The sequence below is a fragment of the Bordetella flabilis genome (assembly GCF_001676725.1).
Classification (GTDB): Bacteria; Pseudomonadota; Gammaproteobacteria; order Burkholderiales; family Burkholderiaceae_B; genus Bordetella_C; species Bordetella_C flabilis.
On the sequence record NZ_CP016172.1, the window covers coordinates 5,011,764 to 5,031,335 of the forward strand.

Sequence of the window (19,572 nt, forward strand, 5' to 3'; positions counted from 1 at the left end):
CCCGTGCATCTGTTCCGTCAGCGGACAAGTGTTGTCGGATCGTAGCGATTTCGCGTCGAGCGCGATAGGCGCAGAATATCCGGTCGCGCATCGCGTTGCTGCGCCGACGGCCGGCGATCCTTGTTTGATCGCAGGCATGCGGGCCAGCGGCGCGTTCCCCTGATTTTCTTGTAGAGGTACACATGGAATACCGACATTTGGGCGCATCCGGTTTCAAGGTTCCCGTACTGAGCTTCGGCACGGGCACCTTCGGCGGCAAGGGCGAGCTGTTCGAAGCCTGGGGCAAGACCGACGTATCCGAAGCGCGCCGCCTGATCGACATCTGCCTGGACGAAGGCGTGACGATGTTCGATACCGCGGACATCTATTCGCGCGGCGCCTCCGAATCGATCCTGGGCGAGGCGATCAAGGGCCGGCGCGACAAGGTCATCCTGTCCACCAAGGCGACTTTCCGCTTCAACGACGAGCCCAATAACGTCGGCTCCTCGCGCTTTCATCTTATCCAGGCGGTGGAAGGCTCGCTTAAGCGCCTCGGCACCGACTATATCGACCTGTTCCAGTTGCACGGCTTCGACGCCCGCACGCCCGTGGAGGAAGTGCTGTCCACGCTGGACACGCTGGTCCGGGCGGGCAAGATCCGCTACACCGGGGTGTCGAATTTCTCGGGCTGGCACCTGATGAAGTCCCTGGCGGTGGCGGACCGCTACGGCTATCCCCGCTACGTCGCGAACCAGACGTACTACTCCCTGATCGGCCGCGACTACGAATGGGAACTCATGCCGCTGGGTCTGGACCAGGGGGTGGGCGCCGTGGTATGGAGCCCGCTGGGCTGGGGCCGCCTGACCGGCAAGATCCGTCGCGGACAGCCTTTGCCCGAAGTCAGCCGTCTGCACAAGACCAAGGACTGGGGCCCGCCGGTACCCGATGAATACCTGTATGGCGTGGTGGACGCGCTGGACGCCATCGCCAAGGAAACGGGCAAGACGATTCCGCAGATTGCCTTGAACTGGCTGCTGCAACGCCCCACCGTCAGCACAGTGCTGATCGGCGCCCGCGACGAAACGCAACTGCGCCAGAACCTGGGCGCGGTCGGATGGAATCTGACCGCCGAGCAGGTCGCCCGCCTGGACGCCGCCAGCAAGGCCGGGCGCGCGTATCCGTACTGGCACCAGACTGGTTTCGCCGAACGCAACCCCTCCCCCGTCTAAGGGCAGACGCTGCCGGCCACCTGGGCGATCGCTCGCGCAGGCGTCCGGCAGCAGTCCTTCATCAGGCCTGCAACAGGTCCTCGATCATGGCTGGCAGTTCGCGCACGCGCACGCCGGTGGCATGGTAAATGGCGTTGGTGATTGCCGCCGCCGTGCCGGCCAGCCCGATCTCGCCCACACCGCGGGCGCCGAGCTCGTTCAGCACCAGATCCGGGTAGTCCAGGAAGGTAACGTCGATTTCAGGCGTGTCCGCGTTGGACGCGACGATGTAGTCGGCCAGGTTGCCGTTGGCCGGCTTGCCTGACCGCTCGTCGTAGACGGTGTGCTCGAACAGGGCCATGCCGACGCCCATCACGATGGCGCCTTCGATCTGGTTGCGCGCCGGGCGCGGATTCAGGATGCGCCCCGCGTCGATCACCGTGACGACCCTGCTCACACGCAGGCGGGCGATCTCCGGTTGCCACTCCACCTCGGCGAAATGCACGCCATAGGAATTGATGGAGTACTTGCGCTTGAGCGGATCGTCGAAGAAATTGCCTTCGGTCTGGCTGCCTTCGCCGGAGATCGCCCGCAGGTCCGCGCCGGCCACGATTTCGCCGAACCGCTTGCCGCTTTCGGGCGCTTGCCCCTTCAGATGCACGTATCCCGCCGTGAAGGCCAGGTCGTCCGGCTTCTTGCCCGCGAAGGCTGCTGCCTCGCCCTTGCAGGCGGTCTGCAGCACCGAGTCGACTGCCGCCCGCGTGGCCTGCAGGACCACGGGTATCACCGACGCCGTCACGGTGGACCCGCCGGAAATCGGCCCTTCCGGCAACGCCGTGTCGCCCAGAGCCACGTCCACGTGCTCCGGCGGGATGCCGGTCTGGGCGCTCACCAGTTGCGCCATGATGGTGTACGTGCCGGTGCCGATATCCTGCGTGCCGCATGCCACATGGGCCGTGCCGTCCGCCTTGAGGTCCACCCGGGCGTGGGTCGGCTGGCGCGCCCCCAGCCAGGAACAGCACGCCATGCCCCAGCCCAGGATGCGGCCATCGCGGCGCATCGACCCGATCTCCGGCGTACGCCGGGACCAGCCGAATTTCTCCGCGCCGCGGTCGATGCACTCGACCAGGTGGCGCGAGGAAAACGGCAAGCCGTTGCCTTCGTCGTGCTCGGGCTGGTTCTTCAGGCGCAGCTGCACAGGATCCATCTTCAAGGCGACCGCCAGTTCGTCCATGGCCGATTCCAGGGCAAAGAGTCCCGGTACGGCACCTGGACCGCGCATCGCCGTCGGCGTGCCCATGTGGCGCCGGGCCAGCCCCGAGGTAATGCGCAGGTTCGGCGTGCTGTACATGTGCGGCGTCGCCTCGGCGCAATTCTCTTCGTAATCGTCGAGCAGCGAGGTCTGGGTCAGATAGTCCTGCTGCAGCGATACGAGCTTGCCGTCGGCCGTCGCGCCCAGGCGCATACGCTGCTGCGTGATGGGCCGGTGCCCGACATTCTGGAACATCATCGGCCGGGTCAGGACCAGCTTCACGGGGCGCCCCAGTTGGCGCGACGCCGCCGCCGCGACCATGCAGTGCGGCCACGGCCACAGCTTGCCGCCAAAGCCCGATCCCAGGAAACGCGAAATCACCCGGACCTGCTCGGGCGTGGTGCCCAGCGCCTGCACCATCACGGCCTTGTGGTTGGTCACCGCCTGCGATGTCTCGTACAAGGTATAGGCCTGCCCGTCCCATACCGCCACCGTGGCATGCAGTTCGATGGGGTTGTGGGTCTCTACCGGCGTCACGTAGGTGTAGTCGATCTTCACCGGGGCCGAGTCGAAAGCCGGCTGCGCCTTGCCGCGTTCGCTCTCGACCTTGGACTTGCCGTCCGAGGACAGCCGCGTGCCGACGTCGGGTTTCTCTTCTGCATAGCGCACCTTGACCGCGTTCGCAGCGGCCATCGCCTGTTCAAACGTATCGGCCACCACCGCGGCGACGTATTGGCCGTAATAGCGGATCACGTCGTCATCGAAAGGAGGGCGCGTCTCGTCGACCTTTGCGCCCTGCACGCGGTACAGGGGACCGATGTTCTGGCGGTGCAGCACCAGCCGCACGCCCGGCATCGCCTGCGCCACGGAGGTATCCATGGAAACGATGCGGCCGTTGGCGACCGTACTGCACACCGGCACCGCGTACAGCATGCCGGGAAAATGGAAGTCCGACGTATAGACGGCCTTGCCGCTCACCTTCAAGGGGCCGTCGACGCGCGGCGTCACGCGGCCGATGACGTCGGCGGCGTCTGCCGCCGGACGATCTGCAACTGTGCTCATTGCTGAACTCCTGTATTCACGCGGCCTGGATGGCCAGCTTCAGGGTATGGGCGAGGCAGCGGCGCGCCAGCTCGATCTTGAAGGCGTTCTGGCTTTGCGGACGCGCATCCTTGACGGCGGCCTGCGCCGCGGCACGGAAGACCTCGTCGCCAGGCGCCTTGCCGAGCAGGGCCGCCTCCGCCTCGGGCGCGCGCCAGGGCCGCGTGCCCACGCCACCCAGCGCCACGCGCACATGCGAAATGGCGCCGTTGCGCACGGTGGCGATCACGGCTGCCGACGCCAGGGCGAATTCATACGACGCGCGGTCGCGCAGCTTCAGATAAACCGATCGGCTGCCGGATGCGGGTGGCGGCAAGGTGACGTGCGTGATCAGGTCGCCAGGTTCCAGCACCGTCTCGCGGTCCGGCGTGTCGCCCGGCAAGGTGTAGAAATCGCCGATCGGGACGACCCGTTCACCCTGCCGACCCTGGATATGGATGCTTGCCTCCAGCGCCATCATGGCCACGTTCATGTCGGAAGGATTGCTGGCGATACAGCTTTCGCTGGTACCCAGGACGGCCAGGTTGCGGTTGTAGCCGCCGATGGCGGAACAGCCGGAGCCCGGCACGCGCTTGTTGCACGCGGCCGCCGTGTCGCGGAAGTACACGCAGCGGGTGCGCTGCAGGAGGTTGCCGCCGGTCGTCGCCATATTGCGCAATTGCGCCGAAGCGCCCGACAGCAGCGCCTGCGAGAGGACCGCATAGTCGCGCTTGATGGTCGCGTCGTTGGCGAGGTCGGCATTGCGTACCATGGCGCCGATACGAACGCCGCCGTCCGGTTGCGGCTCGATGCGGTCGAGCGACAGACGGCTGATGTCCACCACGCGGGACGGACGTTCGACATCCAGCTTCATCAGATCGACCAGGTTGGTGCCGCCGGCCAGGAATCGCACGTCGGCGCCCTGCTGTGCGGTACGCGCCGCCGCGCCGACCCGCACGGCGTCCTGGACATCCTGCGCGCGTGTCAGTTGGAACATATCCATATCGATGCTCCTCAGGCCTTGCGGCGTGCGTCCTGGATGGCCGAAACGATGTTCGGGTAGGCGCCGCAACGGCAGATATTTCCGCTCATCGCTTCACGCACGTCCGCGTCGGCATCGCCCCAGGGTTCGTTCAGCATGGCGACGGCCGACATGATCTGGCCCGAGGTGCAATAGCCGCACTGGTAGCCATCGTGCTCCACGAAGGCCGCTTGCATGGGATGCAATGCGCCGGGTTGGCCCAGTCCTTCTATGGTCGTGACGGTGTCGCCCTCGTGGGTGGCGGCAAAGCTCATACAGGAATTCACCCGGCGGCCATTGACATGCACCGTACATGCACCGCACTGGCCGTGATCGCAGCCTTTCTTGGTACCCGTGAGATGCAGGTGCTCGCGCAGCGCATCGAGCAGCGTCGTGCGCGGATCCAGATTCATTTCATGCGTGTGTCCGTTCACCGACAGGCGGGTCGGTATCGTGCCCGCCGGCGCGTCGGCTTGCTTGTCCGCCACCGGCGCGTCCGCCGCCGCGGCCTGGCCCTGCGGGTCCGTGGAAAGGTGGGCGGCTGCGCTGGCGGACAGGCCTGCCGCGCCGATGCCGGCCAGGAAGGTCCGGCGCGCCGGACGGTGCAAGCCCTCGGCGCCGCCGCGAGGCGCGGCATCCGGCATAGGCTGGGAAGTGGTCATGGGTCTCTCCTGAGTGCGGACGTGCGGCGCGCCATAGGGCAAGACGCGTGCCCAACCAAGGTCGCCGCAGTGGAGGTTCCGTGGCCGCGCGCACTGCGCGGGACAGTGGGCGAAGACGGAATGGGCTTGAACAGATTACTCGCCGCACCGTGGCGCGACAATGCACGATACGCAGTGTTTCCTGACAAGCGCCCGACATGGCAGCCGCGCCCGACGTTCCACCATGCCGCAGGCACGGGCACGCGATGATCCAGGTCCCGGCCGGGCCACGGCATGAGAACATTTTGTCATGCATGTGGCGCTGCGCCTTGGCAAGGCTGCGCGAATCCAAAAATGGCCACCTGCGCGGACTTGCGCACCGGCATGCGTCGGCATTACGTAACCCGCGGCGCGTGGCAGAAAGCTTGGCGCTGTTCGCCGTTTTGTTGCAGTATGGCGACTCGCTCGGCGTCGGCAGGTTTGCAGCGGGCGCACGCGGAAAACGTTGTCCCCCACAACGCAGTCGCTGTCGACACAAGAGCGGGATGCAACTAATCAAAAATCGCGTCGTGGACATCAAGCTTCTGTTGATTGCCGCCACGGCATGCGCACTGTTGCACACGTCCGGAGCCATCGCCGAGGTAGTGGCCACCTCCAACGCCTACGATGGGCCGACATCGCTGCGGCCTTTCATCGACATCTACGAGGATCCCTCGGGCGAGATGGAGCTGCCGCAGGTACTCGCGGCGATGCGTGCCGAGCCCGCGCTGTTCCGCCCGGCGCGCGATTTCCCGCGCGGCGAAGTGTATTCCGGATCGGCCTGGTGGCTGCACGTCACCCTCACCAATACGCACAGCGCGACCCACCGCGTGGTCCTGGTCGCGGGTCGGCCGGAACTGGAGCGGGTGGACTTCTATAGCCAGCAGGGCGGCATCTGGCGACACAACCGCGCCGGCTCGCGGGTTGCCCTGGGACAGCGCGACGAGCCCACGCCCTATCCGGCGCTGTTGCTTCACATGGAGCCCGGCGCGGTCGTGAAGGTGTTGACCAGGATCAAAAGCGATTCCCCCATCCGTTTTGCCCCCGCCCTGTATTCCCGCGGCGACTTCACGGCGGCAACCATCCGGGCCACGGTTGCCGACGGGGTCCTGATCGGCGGCATGGCCGCACTGGCGTGGTGCGCTGCCCTCATCGCGATGGCGTCGCGTCAGCGGCCCTTCCTATGGCTGGCCGCGGTCGCCATGGCCGCGGCCCTGCACGAGGCCGCGGCGCGCGGCTATTTGCAGCGCCTGCTGTGGTTCATGGAAGGGGGAACCGGCTATCGCCTGGAGCTCGCGCTCGATATGGTGCGCCTGGGCCTGTTCGCGCTATTCGTCTACAACACCCTCCGGAGCGGCACGCACGCCGGGCCGCACGCGCGCAGCTATGCCATTATCGCGGGGATTCTGTTGGCGGCGGCGATGCTGGTTCCGGCACTGCCCGTCCACGTCACCGCCATGCTGACTTTCATCTCGGGCGCCGCACTGGCAGCGTGCATGCTGCGTTCGGCCGCCGTGCTCAGGCAGCACAGGTCCTCCGTCGCCACGCTGATCGCGCTTTCGGCTGTGCTGCTGGCCATCGATACCACGCTCACAGCTGTCGCGCCGTTGTTTGCCCCATTCTTCATGACCGAGCCGGTGGCGCTGGAATCGGGCACACCAGCCATCACCATGCTGGTCATGGGCGCGAACCTGGCGGTGCTGACGATCTGGGCCGCTCGCGCCACGCCCGGCAAGCGCCGGCGCGGTACGCCGCTGCGCATCAGGCTGCGCGCGCGCGCCGTGCTGGCCTCGGATATGGACGACGGGCGCTTCGTCACGGCACGCGCGCTGCGGCAGGCCAAGGAGAAGGATGAGCGCAAGACCTTGATCCTGGGATACATCGGCCACGACATGAGGGCGCCGCTGGCCACGATAGCCGGCTATACGAGGTTGCTGCGGCAGGACGCCACGCCATCGCAAACTGCCTATATCGATATCATCGACCGCAGCGTGGGATACCAGTTCAGCCTGATCGAGGAACTCCTGGCCTACGCGCGCGCGGAGCTGGAGCCGTTCGCGGTTACGCCGGAACAGACGCGGCTGCCCGAACTGCTGGAGGAGCTCGCCCGATTCGGTATCGCGCTGTGCGTCCACAACCAGAACAGCTTCCAGTACCTGCCGCCTCCCACGCTGCCCAGCGTGGTATGGACGGACCCGAAGCGGCTGCGGCAGGCGGCGCTCAACCTGCTGGGCAATGCCGCCAAGTTCACCCGCCACGGCAACGTACGACTGGAAGTCCGGGTGGAGCAACGGCCGGCCGGTACCGAGCTATGCCTGGAGGTGCATAACGATGGACCGCATATCCCGCCCGAAGACCAGGCCGAGATCTTCCAGGCTTTCCGGCAGCTTCGCCGTCAGGACGCGGGCCTGGGCCTGGGCCTGTTCATCGTCGAGCGCATCGCGCAGGGGATGGGAGGCCGTATCGAAGTCGAGAGCGCTCCCGGCATGGGCGTACGGTTCAAGCTGCGCATCCCCGTGGCGCTGGCGGATACCCGGTACACAGTACCGGTTTCCATCCATCATGCGGCGAGCGGACGCGCGCCTGTGCACGGCATCGAGGTCCCACCCCTCGGCGAACGGCTGGCCTTGGCCAAGCTGGCGCGCGACGGCGAGATCAGCGAGATCGAACAATGGACGCACCGGACGCGTCGCACCCACCCGCAATGCGAAGGCTTCTACCGCGAGGTGTCCGGCTGCATCGAGCGCCTGGACCTGGAAGGCCTGCAGCGGCTGGCCCTGATGGGCGCTGTCTGATGAACCGACCGCAGCGACCCCACCCGGCCCGAGCCGGGCGGCCACGCGGTCGCCGCGGCCCGTCAGGTTTCCTCGACGAAGGTCTCTTCGCGCTTCTTGCGGATGGACGGCAAGGCGACGATCACCACCAGCAGCAGCGCCGCGCCCAGCAACGATGCCGACAAAGGCCGCGTCACGAAGGTCGTGAAGTCGCCGCGCGACAGCAGCAGCGCGCGACGGAAGTTTTCCTCCATCATGGGGCCCAGCACCAGTCCCAGCAGCAGCGGCGCGCCTTCGCAGCGCAGCTTGGCCCAGACATAGCCGACCAGCCCGAACACCGCCGTGACGAAGATGTCGAAGGCGTTGTAGTTGAGGGAATAGACACCGATGGTGCAGAACACCAGGATCGCGGGATACAGAATGCGATAAGGCACTTTCAGCAACTTGATCCACAGTCCGACCAGGGGCAGGTTCAGCACCACCAGCATCAGGTTGCCGATCCACATCGACGCGATCAGGCCCCAGAACAAGTCCGGATGGCTCGACATGACCTGCGGGCCGGGCTGTATGTTGTGGATGGTCATGGCCCCCACCATCAGCGCCATCACCGCGTTGCCCGGAATGCCCAGGGTCAACAACGGGATAAACGACGTCTGCGCGCCCGCATTGTTGGCCGACTCGGGGCCGGCCAATCCGGCCGGATGGCCCTTGCCGAAGCGCTCCGGCTCGCGCGATACCTTTTTCTCCAGCGTGTACGACGCGAACGCCGACAAGGTGGCGCCCCCACCCGGCAGGATGCCCAGGCACGATCCCAGCGCCGTACCGCGCAGGATGGCGGGTATGGCTTCGCGCAATTCCTTGCGGTTCGGATACAGGGAGCCCACCTTGTCGGAGATCTCCACGCGCTTATCCTTGAGCTCCAGGTTGGTCATGATCTCGGCAAAGCCGAACACGCCCATGGCCACGATCGCGAAGTCGATGCCGTCCTGCAGCTCCGGGATGCCGAAGTCATAGCGCGCAACGCCGGAGTTGACGTCGGTGCCCACCATGCCGAGCAACAGGCCCAGGATAATCATGGCGATGGCCTTCATGATGGACCCCGAGGCCAGTACGACGGCGCCGATCAGGCCCAGCGCCATCAGGGAGAAATACTCCGCGGGCCCGAACTTGAACGCGACCTCCGCCAAGGGCGGCGCGAAGCCGGCGATCAACATGGTCGCGACCGAGCCGGCGAAGAACGAACCGATGGCCGCCAGGGCCAGGGCCGCGCCGCCGCGTCCGTTGCGCGCCATCTGGTGCCCGTCCAGGGTAGTCACCACGGCCGATGTCTCGCCAGGCAGATTCACCAGGATGGCGGTCGTCGAACCGCCATATTGGGTGCCGTAATAAATCCCCGCCAGCATGATCAGGCCGGCGATCGGCGGCAGCACATAGGTGATCGGCAACAACATTGCGATGGTCGGTACCGGGCCCAGGCCGGGCAGCACGCCGACCAGCGTGCCCAGGACGCACCCCATCAGGGCGTAGAGCAGGTTTTCCGGTGAAACGGCCACCGAAAAACCAAGCATCAGATTTTCCCAGAGCTCCATGTCGTCTCCCTAGTTCTTAGCGTTATTTGCGCGGTAGGCGCCCGGCATGTTCCAGGGTCGTTGCCCCGGTCCTTCGAGATGTTGCTGAAGACGCCGCGCGGTGCGATTGCGGCGCATGGGCCGTGGGCTGTCTTGCTCGCCAGCGCGTCCAGTACTTGCAACGTTTGCTGACATACAACTGAAAATAATGGTACCCGAGCGACGACAGGGGCGAATACTAGGGATACCTCTGATCGGCCCCCTTATTCCGGCACAGGTACAGCACTTGCGCCCCGCCGCCTCGAACCGCGTCCCCGGCTCCTGTCCACAGGTTGCGCCCCGGACGCCACCGGCGCGCTCCCCCACAGCGGGATCCGGCGCGCGATCGAATCAAGAGGATTGCAATGGCGCCTACTGTCGGAGATTTCATCGTCGGCCGGCTGCACGCCTGGGGCGTGCGCCGCATTTACGGTTACCCCGGTGACGGCATCAACGGAGTCTTTGGCGCGCTGAGCCGTGCCGAAGACAAGATCGATTTCGTCCAGGCGCGCCATGAAGAGATGGCCGCCTTCATGGCCTCGGCCCACGCCAAGTTCACCGGGGAGCTCGGCGTCTGCATCGCCACATCGGGGCCGGGGGCCTCGCATCTCATCACCGGCCTGTACGACGCCCGCATGGACCACATGCCGGTGCTTGCCATCGTCGGACAGCAGGCGCGCGCCGCGCTGGGTGGGCATTACCAGCAGGAACTCGACCTGGTGTCCATGTTCAAGGATGTGGCCGGCGCCTTTGTGCAACAGGCCACCGTGCCGGAGCAAGTGCGCCACCTGGTCGACCGCGCCATTCGTATCGCCCTCGGCACGCGGCAGGTCACTGCCCTGGTGCTCCCCAACGACCTCCAGGACCTGCCCTACGAGGAGCCGGGCCGCAAGCACGGGACGGTGCATTCAGGCGTCGGTTACCGGCCGCCGCGCAGCGTCCCTTATCCCGCCGATCTGCAGCGCGCCGCCGAGGTCCTGAACGCGGGCAGGAAGGTCGCCATCCTGGTGGGCGCCGGCGCGCTGGGGGCCGGCGCCGAAGTCACCGCCCTCGCCGACAAGCTGGGCGCCGGTGTCGCCAAGGCCCTGCTGGGCAAGGCCGTGCTGCCCGACGACCTGCCCTGGGTCACCGGCTCCATCGGCCTGCTCGGCACCGAGCCCAGCTACAAGCTCATGACCGAATGCGACACCCTGCTGATGATCGGCTCCGGCTTCCCGTATTCCGAGTTCCTGCCCAAGGAGGGCCAGGCCCGCGGCGTACAGATCGATATCAAGCCGGACATGCTGAGCCTGCGCTACCCGATGGAGGTCAACCTGGTCGGCGACAGCGCGGAAACGCTGCGCGAGCTGTTGCCGCTATTGACGGCGAAGACCGACCGGGCCTGGCGCGACAGCATCGAGGAATGGACCGGGGACTGGTGGAAGAAACTGGAAGCACGCGCGCTGGCGGATGCCGAGGTCGGCGTCAACCCACAACGGACCATATGGGAGCTTTCGCCGCGTATCCCCGCGGACGCCATCGTGACCAGCGATTCGGGATCGGTGGCGAACTGGTACGCCCGCGACCTGAAGGTGCAACAGGGCATGATGTGTTCCCTCTCGGGCGGGCTGGCGTCGATGGGCGCGGCAGTGCCCTATGCCATCGCGGCCAAGTTTGCCTATCCGCACCGGCCCGTCATCGCCCTGGTCGGCGATGGCGCCATGCAGATGAACAACATGGCCGAACTGATCACGGTCGCGAAGTACTGGAAGGAATGGGGCGACCCGCGCTGGATCTGCATGGTGTTGAACAACGAAGACCTGAACCAGGTGACGTGGGAGCAGCGCGTCATGGAAGGCGACCCCAAGTTCGAGGCTTCGCAGCGCATTCCCCATGTGTCCTATCATCAATTCGCCGAGTCGATCGGCCTGCGCGGCATCCATGTCGACCGCGCCGAAGCCATGGCGGGCGCGTGGGAGCAGGCCTTGGCGTCGGACCGCCCGGTGGTGATAGACGTCAAGACGGACCCGAATGTGCCGCCCCTGCCGCCGCATATCACACTGGCCCAGGCCAAGGCCTTCGCATCGACCTTGCTCAAGGGCGATCCGGATCAGGGCAGCGTCATCGCCAACACCGCGCGACAGGTACTGAGTGCGGTATTGCCCGGAAACCGTAAGAAATAAGGAAGCCACCGACCATGCCGCATTCATCGTCAGGGACCGGCTCCCTCGCCCGCAGTCCCGCCGCCATCCATGCGCCGCACCCTACCCCCACATCCGCCCGCGGCTTGCATGTGCCGCGCATTGTCGTCGTCACCGGCGCCAGCGCCGGCCTCGGCCGGGCCATCGCGCATGCCTTCGCCGCGGAGGGCGCCGACGTGGCGCTGCTCGCACGCGACGCCGGCGCATTGGCCGCCGCCGCGGAAGAAGTACGCGCCTACGGGGTACGCGCACTTTCCATCGCCGTGGACGTCAGCGACGCCACGGCCGTGGAAGCGGCCGCCGACCGCGTCGAAACGGAACTCGGGCCCATCGACACCTGGGTCAACAACGCGATGTTGACCATCTTCTCGCCACTGTCGTCCGTGACGCCGGAAGAATACACACGCGTCACCGCGGTGACCTACCTCGGCTATGTGTATGGCACCATGGCCGCGCTGCGACGCATGAGGGCGCGGGACCACGGCGTCATCGTGCAAGTGGGTTCCGCGCTCGCCTACCGGGCGATTCCGCTGCAGTCCGCGTATTGCGGTGCCAAGCACGGGGTGCGCGGCTTCACCGATGCGCTACGCAGCGAACTGCTGCACGACCGCAGCAAGGTGCATGTCACCATGGTGCAGATGCCGGCCTTGAACACGCCCCAGTTCGACTGGGCCGCATGCCGCATGCCCCATGCGCCACGGCCGGTCGCGCCCATCTATCAACCCGAAGTGGGCGCCCGCGCTGTCGTATGGGCCGCGCGGCACCGGCGCAGGGAGCTTTTCGTCGGTGTGTCCTCCATCGTGGCGATCGTCGCGAACAAGTTCTTTCCAGGCCTCATCGACCGCTACCTGGCGCGCACCAATTACCGCGCGCAACAGCGGCAGCAAGCGGTAAGCGCGGACCGTCCCGACAACCTGTGGCAGCCGGTCGGCGACCTGCATCGCACACGCGGCGGCTTCGATGCGGAGTCCACCGGGCACAGCACGGCGCTGTGGTTGTCCACGCACCGCACCGCCGTCCTGGGCGGCGCCTTGCTGGTCGCCGGCCTGCTATGGTCCGCGGCCTCGCGGCCCGCCGGACGCCGACGCCTTTCCCGCCGTTGATCCATGCGCACGGCGCGGCGCCTGGCGCCCGCCCGGCGCCGGCAGCATCAGGCCTCCGGCCTGCATTGACAGCCACGGAGGACGCAACCCCACCCCGGGGCACGTTCCCGTGCGCACCGGTTCCGATGCGCGCCTGATCCGGCGCATGGCGGCCGCGAGCCCGCTTTGCGTGTTCCTGCATATCGGAACCGTCTGGTAATCCCCCATCCTCGCGACACGATCCCAGCGCCCGCCTACTCTCTGCGGCGCTGTACCGAGGGGCCTGCCGAGCAGGCCCCTCGGTACGTCCGGGACATATCGTCTCCCATCCCTGCGCGAGGCTGCTCATGATCGAACTACCGATCGATTTCTGTTTTACGCCGAAGGATGCGCTGGACCTGCAGCGCGCGCTGATCTCGATCACGGCGAATCCCTACACGGCTTACGCCAGCTTCTCGGTGGCGGTCGACGCGGTGATCGACGCGGGCGCCGTGCCGGCGCCCTTCATGGCCTGTTGCGAGACCCGGCGCCGCGCGAACACCTATGAACATCCCTACGTCGTGCTGCGCAACTGCCCGATCGATCCCAGCCTGCCCTATCTGGATTTCGACGATCCCGTCAAGGACAAACGCACGCGCAAGACGACCTATGTCGCCGAGGCTTTCCTCCTGCTGTACGCCAAGCTCATGGGGCAGGAACCCATCGGCTATGCCAATGTGAATGACGGCGACATCTTCCAGGACATCCATCCCAAGAAAAGCCTGGCGACCTCGCAGTCGCAGAAAGCGCTCAAGCCCATCTTCTTCCACAAGGACCTGGCGAACCATTTCGTCCGCCCCGACTGGGTCAACATTCTGGGACTGCGGTCGTCTGCCCGGAACCGCGTGTACACCTCCTTCGTTCGCAACAAGGATTTGCTCGCCGCCCTGGGCGAGGATGTGCGCGACGCGCTGCGCCAACCGGAATTCCATACGCCCTACGACGACCTCACGGTACACGGCGGCAAGGTGATCCTGGGCGAAGCGGAGGTCCATCCGGTGCTCGGGGGCGCCACGCCCACGGACATCCGCTTCTTCGAGAACCGCACCAGGGGACTGACACCACGCGCCGAGCAGGCCATCGAACAGCTCATCGGCGCACTGCACCGCCTGAAGAAGCGGGTCCAGATCCTGCCCGGCGACCTCGTCGGGGCGGCCAACAACGATTGCCTCCACAACAAGGATGTCGGCGAGATCGCCGACCCGGATGCGCTCAGAAACCGTTGGCTGATGAAGACCGTCAATGTGCGGGCGCTCGAACACCACGCCGGCCACTTCCTGAGCGACCGGCCGCGCGTGGTCAACGGCTGATGGGGACCACGCCGATGTCGATACCTTCCCTGCTCGAATCCATCCGCCGCGGCGCGCAGGCCATGCCGTCGCGCATCGCCATCCACGATGGCACGCGCACATGCAGCCATGCGCGGCTGTGGACCCTGTCCGACCACGTCGCCGGGCGGCTGCGCGAAGCCGGTGTGGCGCCCGGCGATGTGGTCGGCATCGCCCTGCCCCGCTCCACGGAATGGGTGGCCGCCATGCTGGGCGTCCTGAAGTGCGGCGCCGCCTATCTTCCGCTGGACCCGGACTATCCGCATGACCGCCTCGCGTTCTGCATCGAGGACAGCGGCGCCCGCCATGTGATCGCCGGCGCGGGAACGCCGCGCATCGGTACCCGCACGACGCTGTCCATGGACAGCCTGCTGCGGGCGCAGGCAACCGCCGCCACGCTGCCCGCGCCGGATGCGGGCGCGCCCGCGTACGTGCTGTACACGTCCGGCTCCACCGGCCGCCCCAAGGGCGTCGTCGTCTCCATGGCCGCGCTTGCCTACCAGATGGACTGGTTCGTGCGCCAGTTCGCCTTCACCGCCGACGACGTTGTCGTGCACAAGACGTCCACGGCGTTCGACGCGTCCGTGTGGGAGTACCTGGCCCCGCTCATGGTGGGCGGCGCCATGGTCATCGCCGGGAACGCGCCGGCCGCCATCGCGCAGGCGGCGCAGCAGCACCGCGCCACTATCCTGCAGGTGGTCCCCGCCGTGATGCAGGCCATGACCGAACCGGCCTTGATGGCGGCGCTGCGCAGCGTGCGCATGCTGTTCTGCGGCGGCGAGCCGCTGCCCAGGCGCCTGGTCGACCAGGTGCATGCGTACCTGCCCATTCCCGTCGTCAACCTCTACGGCCCGACGGAAACCACGGTCCAGTGCGCCTTCCATGTGTGCGAGCCGGGCCAGGCCGACGAGCGGGATCCCGTGCCGCTGGGCAAGCCGATACCGGGCACCGTCTTCCGTATCCTCGGTGCGGACGCGCAAGCCGGCGCGGGCGAACTGCTGATAGAAGGTCCCGGCGTGGCGCAAGGCTACCAGGGCCTGCCCCAGGAAACCGCGTCCCGCTTCGGCGTCTCGCCCGGCACGGGACAGCGCAGCTATCGCTCCGGTGACCTTGTGCGGCTGGACGACCACGGCGACTACCTCTTCCTGGGCCGCGCCGATAACCAGGTGAAGCTGCGCGGGCTGCGGATCGAGCTCGAGGAAATCGAGGCCGCCCTGTGCCGCACGGTGCCTGGCGTGCGGCACGCGACCGCCGTGATCAATGCGGCGGAGCAGATCGAAGCCTACGTCGAAGTCCGGCCCGGCGACTGGGACGAGGCCGCCGCGCGCGCGGCCATGGCGGAGGCGCTGCCACGTCACATGCAGCCCGCGATACTCACCCCGCTCGAACATCTTCCCCTGTTGCCGAACGGCAAGCATGACCGCAATGCGGTCAAGGCAATGGCCGCGGCACGCGGCGCTGCGCCCGCCCCGGCCCCCGAAGCACAGGAGGCGTCCCGTCCCCCGCAGGGCGCGTGTGCGGCGGGCGTCGCCGAGCAGGTGAGGACCATCTGGGCGGCACTGCTGCCCCACAGCACCGGCGACGACAGCCATTTCTTCCAGGCCGGCGGGCATTCCCTGCTGGCCATGCGCCTGGTGGCCCGGATCAACGCCGCGCTCGATGTGCAACTATTGGCTGTCACGCTGTTCGCCCGCCCGACCTTGCGCTGCCTGATCGACATGGTCGAACAAGCCGTGCGGGAACGCGAGCGGCCCGCCGTGACCTCGGGCATCGTCAGGATCGCGGGGCAGTCCGGGCAGCCGCCCATCTGGTTCGTCCATCCCGCGGGTGGCGGGATATGGTGTTACCGCGACATCGCCACCTCCGTGCGGACAGTCGAATCGCTGGGTATCTCGTGCGAACCGCGCGGCGGCGCGGGCGCCTACGAGAACAACGTACCGCGCATGGCGCGCTGGTACGCGGACCGTGTACTGGCGCATCAATCCGATGGCCCCTATGTGCTTTGCGGATACAGCTTCGGGGGCACGGTTGCCCACGAGATGGCCGTGGACCTGCAATCGCGCGGGGCACACGTGGCGCTGCTGGTCCTGCTCGATACCTTCATCACGCGCGCCACCGGCGGCGACATACTGGACTTCGTCACCAGCTATGCCCGCAAGCTCGCCGATGGCGCCGACCATGCGCCCTCACGCGCGCAGTTGGGTGGAATGTCCATCGACGAGCGCAACCGCGTGCTGCTGAAGATGGGCGTACAAGGAGGACATCTACCCGCCGACGCGTCGATGCAGGACCTGGAACAGGGTCTTGCGATGTGGATCGCGAACAACCTCGCCGCCTCGACGCATCAGCCGCACGGCAAGTTCAATGGGCCCACGCTGTTCATCCGCTGCACCGGCAACACGCGTGACAGCCTGGACGGCTGGCCAAGCCTGCTGGGGGACCTCCACGTGCGCGATGTGCCCGCGGACCACTTCACGGTGTATCGCCCTCCCGTCGCCACGCACGTCGCCGCGCTCATCGAACAGGCCGTCAGGCAGTTCGTACCGCACTACGCGCATGTTCCGGCCTGAACGCAGCCTGCGCGGCGCGCCGCGGCATCTTGGCGTGCTGATCGCCATGACATCCATTTGCGGTTTCATGGCGACGGACATTTTCCTGCCCGCGGTCCCGGCCTTGAAGCAGGCATACGGCAGGACCGCCACCGAGATCCAGGCGCTTTTCTCCGTCTTCCTTTATGCCCTGGCGGCCGGACAACTGGCGCACGGAGCGCTCGCCGACGCCATCGGCCGGCGCACCCCCTTGCTGCTTTCACTCGGCCTGTATTCGGTGGCCTCGCTGGCCATCCCGTATACCGCCGACTATGACCTGGTGCTGTGCTGGCGCATGGTCCAGGCCTTCGGCGCCTGTGGCGCCATCGTGGTCGGGCGCGCAATCGCGGCCGACTTTTATAGCGGCCACGGCCTGACCCGGTTCTTCCTGAACGTATCCGTGGTGGTCGGCATGTCGCCCGCGCTGGCGCCCGCGATCGGGCAGTTGCTCTACGCGCAGTTCGGCTGGGAAGCCTGCTTTCTGTTCACCGCGGCCTTCGGCGCGGCGCTATGGATGCTGGCCTGTGCGGCGGTGCCGCAATCGCGGGCACGACCGGCCATGCCGGCACCGTCGACCGGCGGCGCTGCCCGCAGATACGCCACCGTCCTGGCCACGCCGGCCTTTCGCCTGAATGCCGGCGTTATCGCGATATCCCAGGCCGCATACTTCGCCTATCTGGCCGAGTCGACCTTCCTGCTGCTGCACCAGGGATGGCCCCGCGCCTGGCTTGGCTATACCTATGCCAGCCTGGCCTTCGCCTACGTGGCCGGCAATCTCACCGCCCGCGATCTCGCCGCGCGAGTCGGCGCTGCGCGGGTCTATCGCTGGGGCATCGGCCTTTTCCTGTGCGCGGGGATCGTTCTGGCGGCCGGCCTGGCGCTGCGCCCGGCATCGACCGTCATCATGCTGGCCGGCGTGTCGACACTGACCTTCGCCAACGGCTTCCTGCTGCCCCTGGGCACCGCCGCCGCGATCGGCGCCGTGCCGGCCCATGCGGGGTCCGCCGCGGGCATGGCGGGTTTCATCCAATTGTCATGCGCCGCGCTCGCCGCGCAGTGCATCGGGCCGCTTACAGCGCACCAGCCGTCCGCCTTCGGCGCCGTGATGCTTGCGCTCGGACTGCTGAATTCCCTGCTCTATCTGGCGCATCGAAGGCGCCATCCTTGACGAGGCCACCATGCTGCTCCCTTTCCGTGCCGCGACGCTGCCCGCGGACGTCGCGGACTTCACCTTGACGCAGGCCGTCGCAGCCCTTCGACGCCGTGTGGTACGAAGCGAGGATCTCCTGCACGCCACCAGCCGCCGGTACGAGCGCCATGCCGGCTACGGCGCCTTCATTTGCGCGCGCCATGAGCAGACGGAGGCGGGGCGCGACGGGTGCAACGACGACAAGGCCGGCGCTTCCATGGCCGGAGCGCTGCAAGGCGTGCCGGTGGCGATCAAGGACAATGTACACGTCGCGGGTTTCGGCGCCACGGCCGGAACGCCGGCCCTGGCGCACTTCGAACCGGCCTGTGACGCCACCGTGGCGGCGCGCCTGCGCCATGCCGGCGCCGTCATCGTCGGCAAGACCAACATGCACGAGTTGTCGCTGGGCGTCACGTCGCGCAACGCCCGCTACGGCGACGTACGCAATGCGCGCGACCCGGCCCGCATCGCGGGCGGTTCCAGCGGCGGCAGCGCCGTGGCGGTGGCGCAAGGCTCGGCCTACGCCGCCCTGGGCACCGACACCGCAGGCTCCATACGCATCCCGGCCGCGCTCAATGGCGTGGTGGGCTTGCGTCCCACCTCCGGCCGCTATCCCGAGGACGGCATCGTCCCGGTGTGCCCCACGCGCGATACGGCGGGCCCCATGGCGCGCACGGTCGCCGACGTCGCCTTGCTCGATCAGGTCATCACGGGATCCCAACGACCCCTCGCGCCGGTCCGGCCGGGCTGCATACGCCTGGGCGTGGTGCGGGACTTTTTTTTCGACGGGCTCGACAACGAGGTTCACGCCGTGGTTCATGCGGCGCTGCGGCGCCTGCAGGACAACGGCGTGCAACTGATCGAGTTCGCCATGCCCGGATTGGCCGATGCCAACGACGCGGCCGGGACGGCGGTCGGCTTCGCCGAGTTCTGGTCGGCCATGCAGCGCTATCTGAGTCTTCATGGCGCCAATGTGTCGGTTACGGACCTGGCACGGCAGGCGGCCGGCGCCGACGTCCGCTACCTGATCGAAACGTTCATCGCCCCACACGCGCCGCATTGCGTGCCGGCCGCGATGTACGAGGCCGCCATCCGCCGGCACCGGCCGTCCCTGCGCCGCAGGTTCCTGGAACAGCTCTGCCGCCATCGCCTGGACGCCTTCATCCTGCCGACCACTTTGACCGTCGCGGCGCCGCTGGCAGGCGCCGACGGCACCGTGGCGATGAACGGACAGACGGTGTCCCTTAACTACGCGTACCTCCGCAATACGGCCCTGGCAAGCAATGCAGGACTGCCCGCACTGAGCCTGCCCGCGGGCTACACGGCGCATGGGCTGCCCATCGGCATCGAGATCGACGGCTCGCCGCATGACGACCGCCACCTGCTGGCGATCGGCCTGACCCTCGAGTCCATTCTCGCCGTCTCCGCGCCAGCCCTTCCCATTTCGTCGACCTGTCCTTGAAAGTGCAGGCCGCGCACACCCTCCGCGGAATATCAACCACCCTGCATGGCCAGCAATGCGCATCGCTCATTCCATCACGGCGCTGCATTTCCCTTCATCGCCA

General features: G+C 67.2%; 12 protein-coding genes. 8 read left to right on the forward strand and 4 right to left on the reverse strand.

The features are described from left to right. Nucleotides 1-182: 182 nt before the first annotated feature. Complete coding sequence (locus tag BAU07_RS22360; protein WP_066662649.1) at nucleotides 183-1,208, forward strand: aldo/keto reductase; 1,026 nt, start codon at nucleotides 183-185, stop codon at nucleotides 1,206-1,208. Nucleotides 1,209-1,269: 61 nt separating this feature from the next. On the opposite strand, the gene BAU07_RS22365 is transcribed toward BAU07_RS22360, so the two are convergent. The 3 genes from BAU07_RS22365 to BAU07_RS22375 are packed head-to-tail and all read right to left on the reverse strand — an operon-like array spanning nucleotide 1,270 to nucleotide 5,202. Beyond that, entirely contained in the window at nucleotides 1,270-3,501 is a 2,232-nt protein-coding gene (locus BAU07_RS22365) for a xanthine dehydrogenase family protein molybdopterin-binding subunit (RefSeq protein ID WP_066662653.1), read from the reverse strand. A gap of 16 nt (nucleotides 3,502-3,517) precedes the next feature. Next, on the reverse strand, nucleotides 3,518-4,522 hold the full coding sequence (locus tag BAU07_RS22370) for an FAD binding domain-containing protein (RefSeq protein ID WP_066662656.1): 1,005 nt from the start codon (nucleotides 4,520-4,522) through the stop codon (nucleotides 3,518-3,520). 11 nt (nucleotides 4,523-4,533) lie between these two features. Then, nucleotides 4,534-5,202, reverse strand: coding sequence for a (2Fe-2S)-binding protein (locus BAU07_RS22375; RefSeq protein ID WP_232338184.1), 669 nt, complete (start codon nucleotides 5,200-5,202; stop codon nucleotides 4,534-4,536). A gap of 524 nt (nucleotides 5,203-5,726) precedes the next feature. On the opposite strand from BAU07_RS22375, the gene BAU07_RS27870 reads away from it, so the two are divergent. Then, complete coding sequence (locus tag BAU07_RS27870; RefSeq protein WP_066662658.1) at nucleotides 5,727-8,015, forward strand: sensor histidine kinase; 2,289 nt, start codon at nucleotides 5,727-5,729, stop codon at nucleotides 8,013-8,015. Between the two features lie 62 nt (nucleotides 8,016-8,077). On the opposite strand, the gene BAU07_RS22385 is transcribed toward BAU07_RS27870, so the two are convergent. After that, nucleotides 8,078-9,583 (reverse strand): tripartite tricarboxylate transporter permease, encoded by a 1,506-nt coding sequence (locus BAU07_RS22385; RefSeq protein ID WP_066662661.1) that lies wholly within the window; start codon nucleotides 9,581-9,583, stop codon nucleotides 8,078-8,080. A 383-nt stretch (nucleotides 9,584-9,966) separates the two neighbouring features. On the opposite strand from BAU07_RS22385, the gene BAU07_RS22390 reads away from it, so the two are divergent. The 6 genes from BAU07_RS22390 to BAU07_RS22415 all read left to right on the forward strand — a co-directional run bounded on the left by BAU07_RS22390 (nucleotide 9,967) and on the right by BAU07_RS22415 (nucleotide 19,469). Beyond that, the gene (locus BAU07_RS22390) at nucleotides 9,967-11,763 is read left to right on the forward strand and encodes a thiamine pyrophosphate-requiring protein (RefSeq protein WP_066662663.1); all 1,797 of its coding nucleotides are present in this window, start codon (nucleotides 9,967-9,969) and stop codon (nucleotides 11,761-11,763) included. Nucleotides 11,764-11,777: 14 nt separating this feature from the next. Further along, a complete protein-coding gene (locus tag BAU07_RS22395) occupies nucleotides 11,778-12,884 on the forward strand; it encodes an SDR family oxidoreductase (protein ID WP_084025928.1) in 1,107 nt (368 codons plus the stop codon). A 326-nt stretch (nucleotides 12,885-13,210) separates the two neighbouring features. Continuing rightward, nucleotides 13,211-14,212, forward strand: coding sequence for a hypothetical protein (locus tag BAU07_RS22400; RefSeq protein ID WP_066662668.1), 1,002 nt, complete (start codon nucleotides 13,211-13,213; stop codon nucleotides 14,210-14,212). Nucleotides 14,213-14,226: 14 nt separating this feature from the next. Then, entirely contained in the window at nucleotides 14,227-16,800 is a 2,574-nt protein-coding gene (locus BAU07_RS22405) for an amino acid adenylation domain-containing protein (RefSeq protein ID WP_198168834.1), read from the forward strand. Next, complete coding sequence (locus BAU07_RS22410) at nucleotides 16,787-17,986, forward strand: MFS transporter (protein WP_066662672.1); 1,200 nt, start codon at nucleotides 16,787-16,789, stop codon at nucleotides 17,984-17,986. Before BAU07_RS22405 ends, BAU07_RS22410 begins: the two co-directional genes overlap by 14 nt. Before the next feature lie 10 nt (nucleotides 17,987-17,996). Continuing rightward, complete coding sequence (locus tag BAU07_RS22415; RefSeq protein ID WP_066662674.1) at nucleotides 17,997-19,469, forward strand: amidase family protein; 1,473 nt, start codon at nucleotides 17,997-17,999, stop codon at nucleotides 19,467-19,469. Nucleotides 19,470-19,572 lie beyond the last annotated feature (103 nt).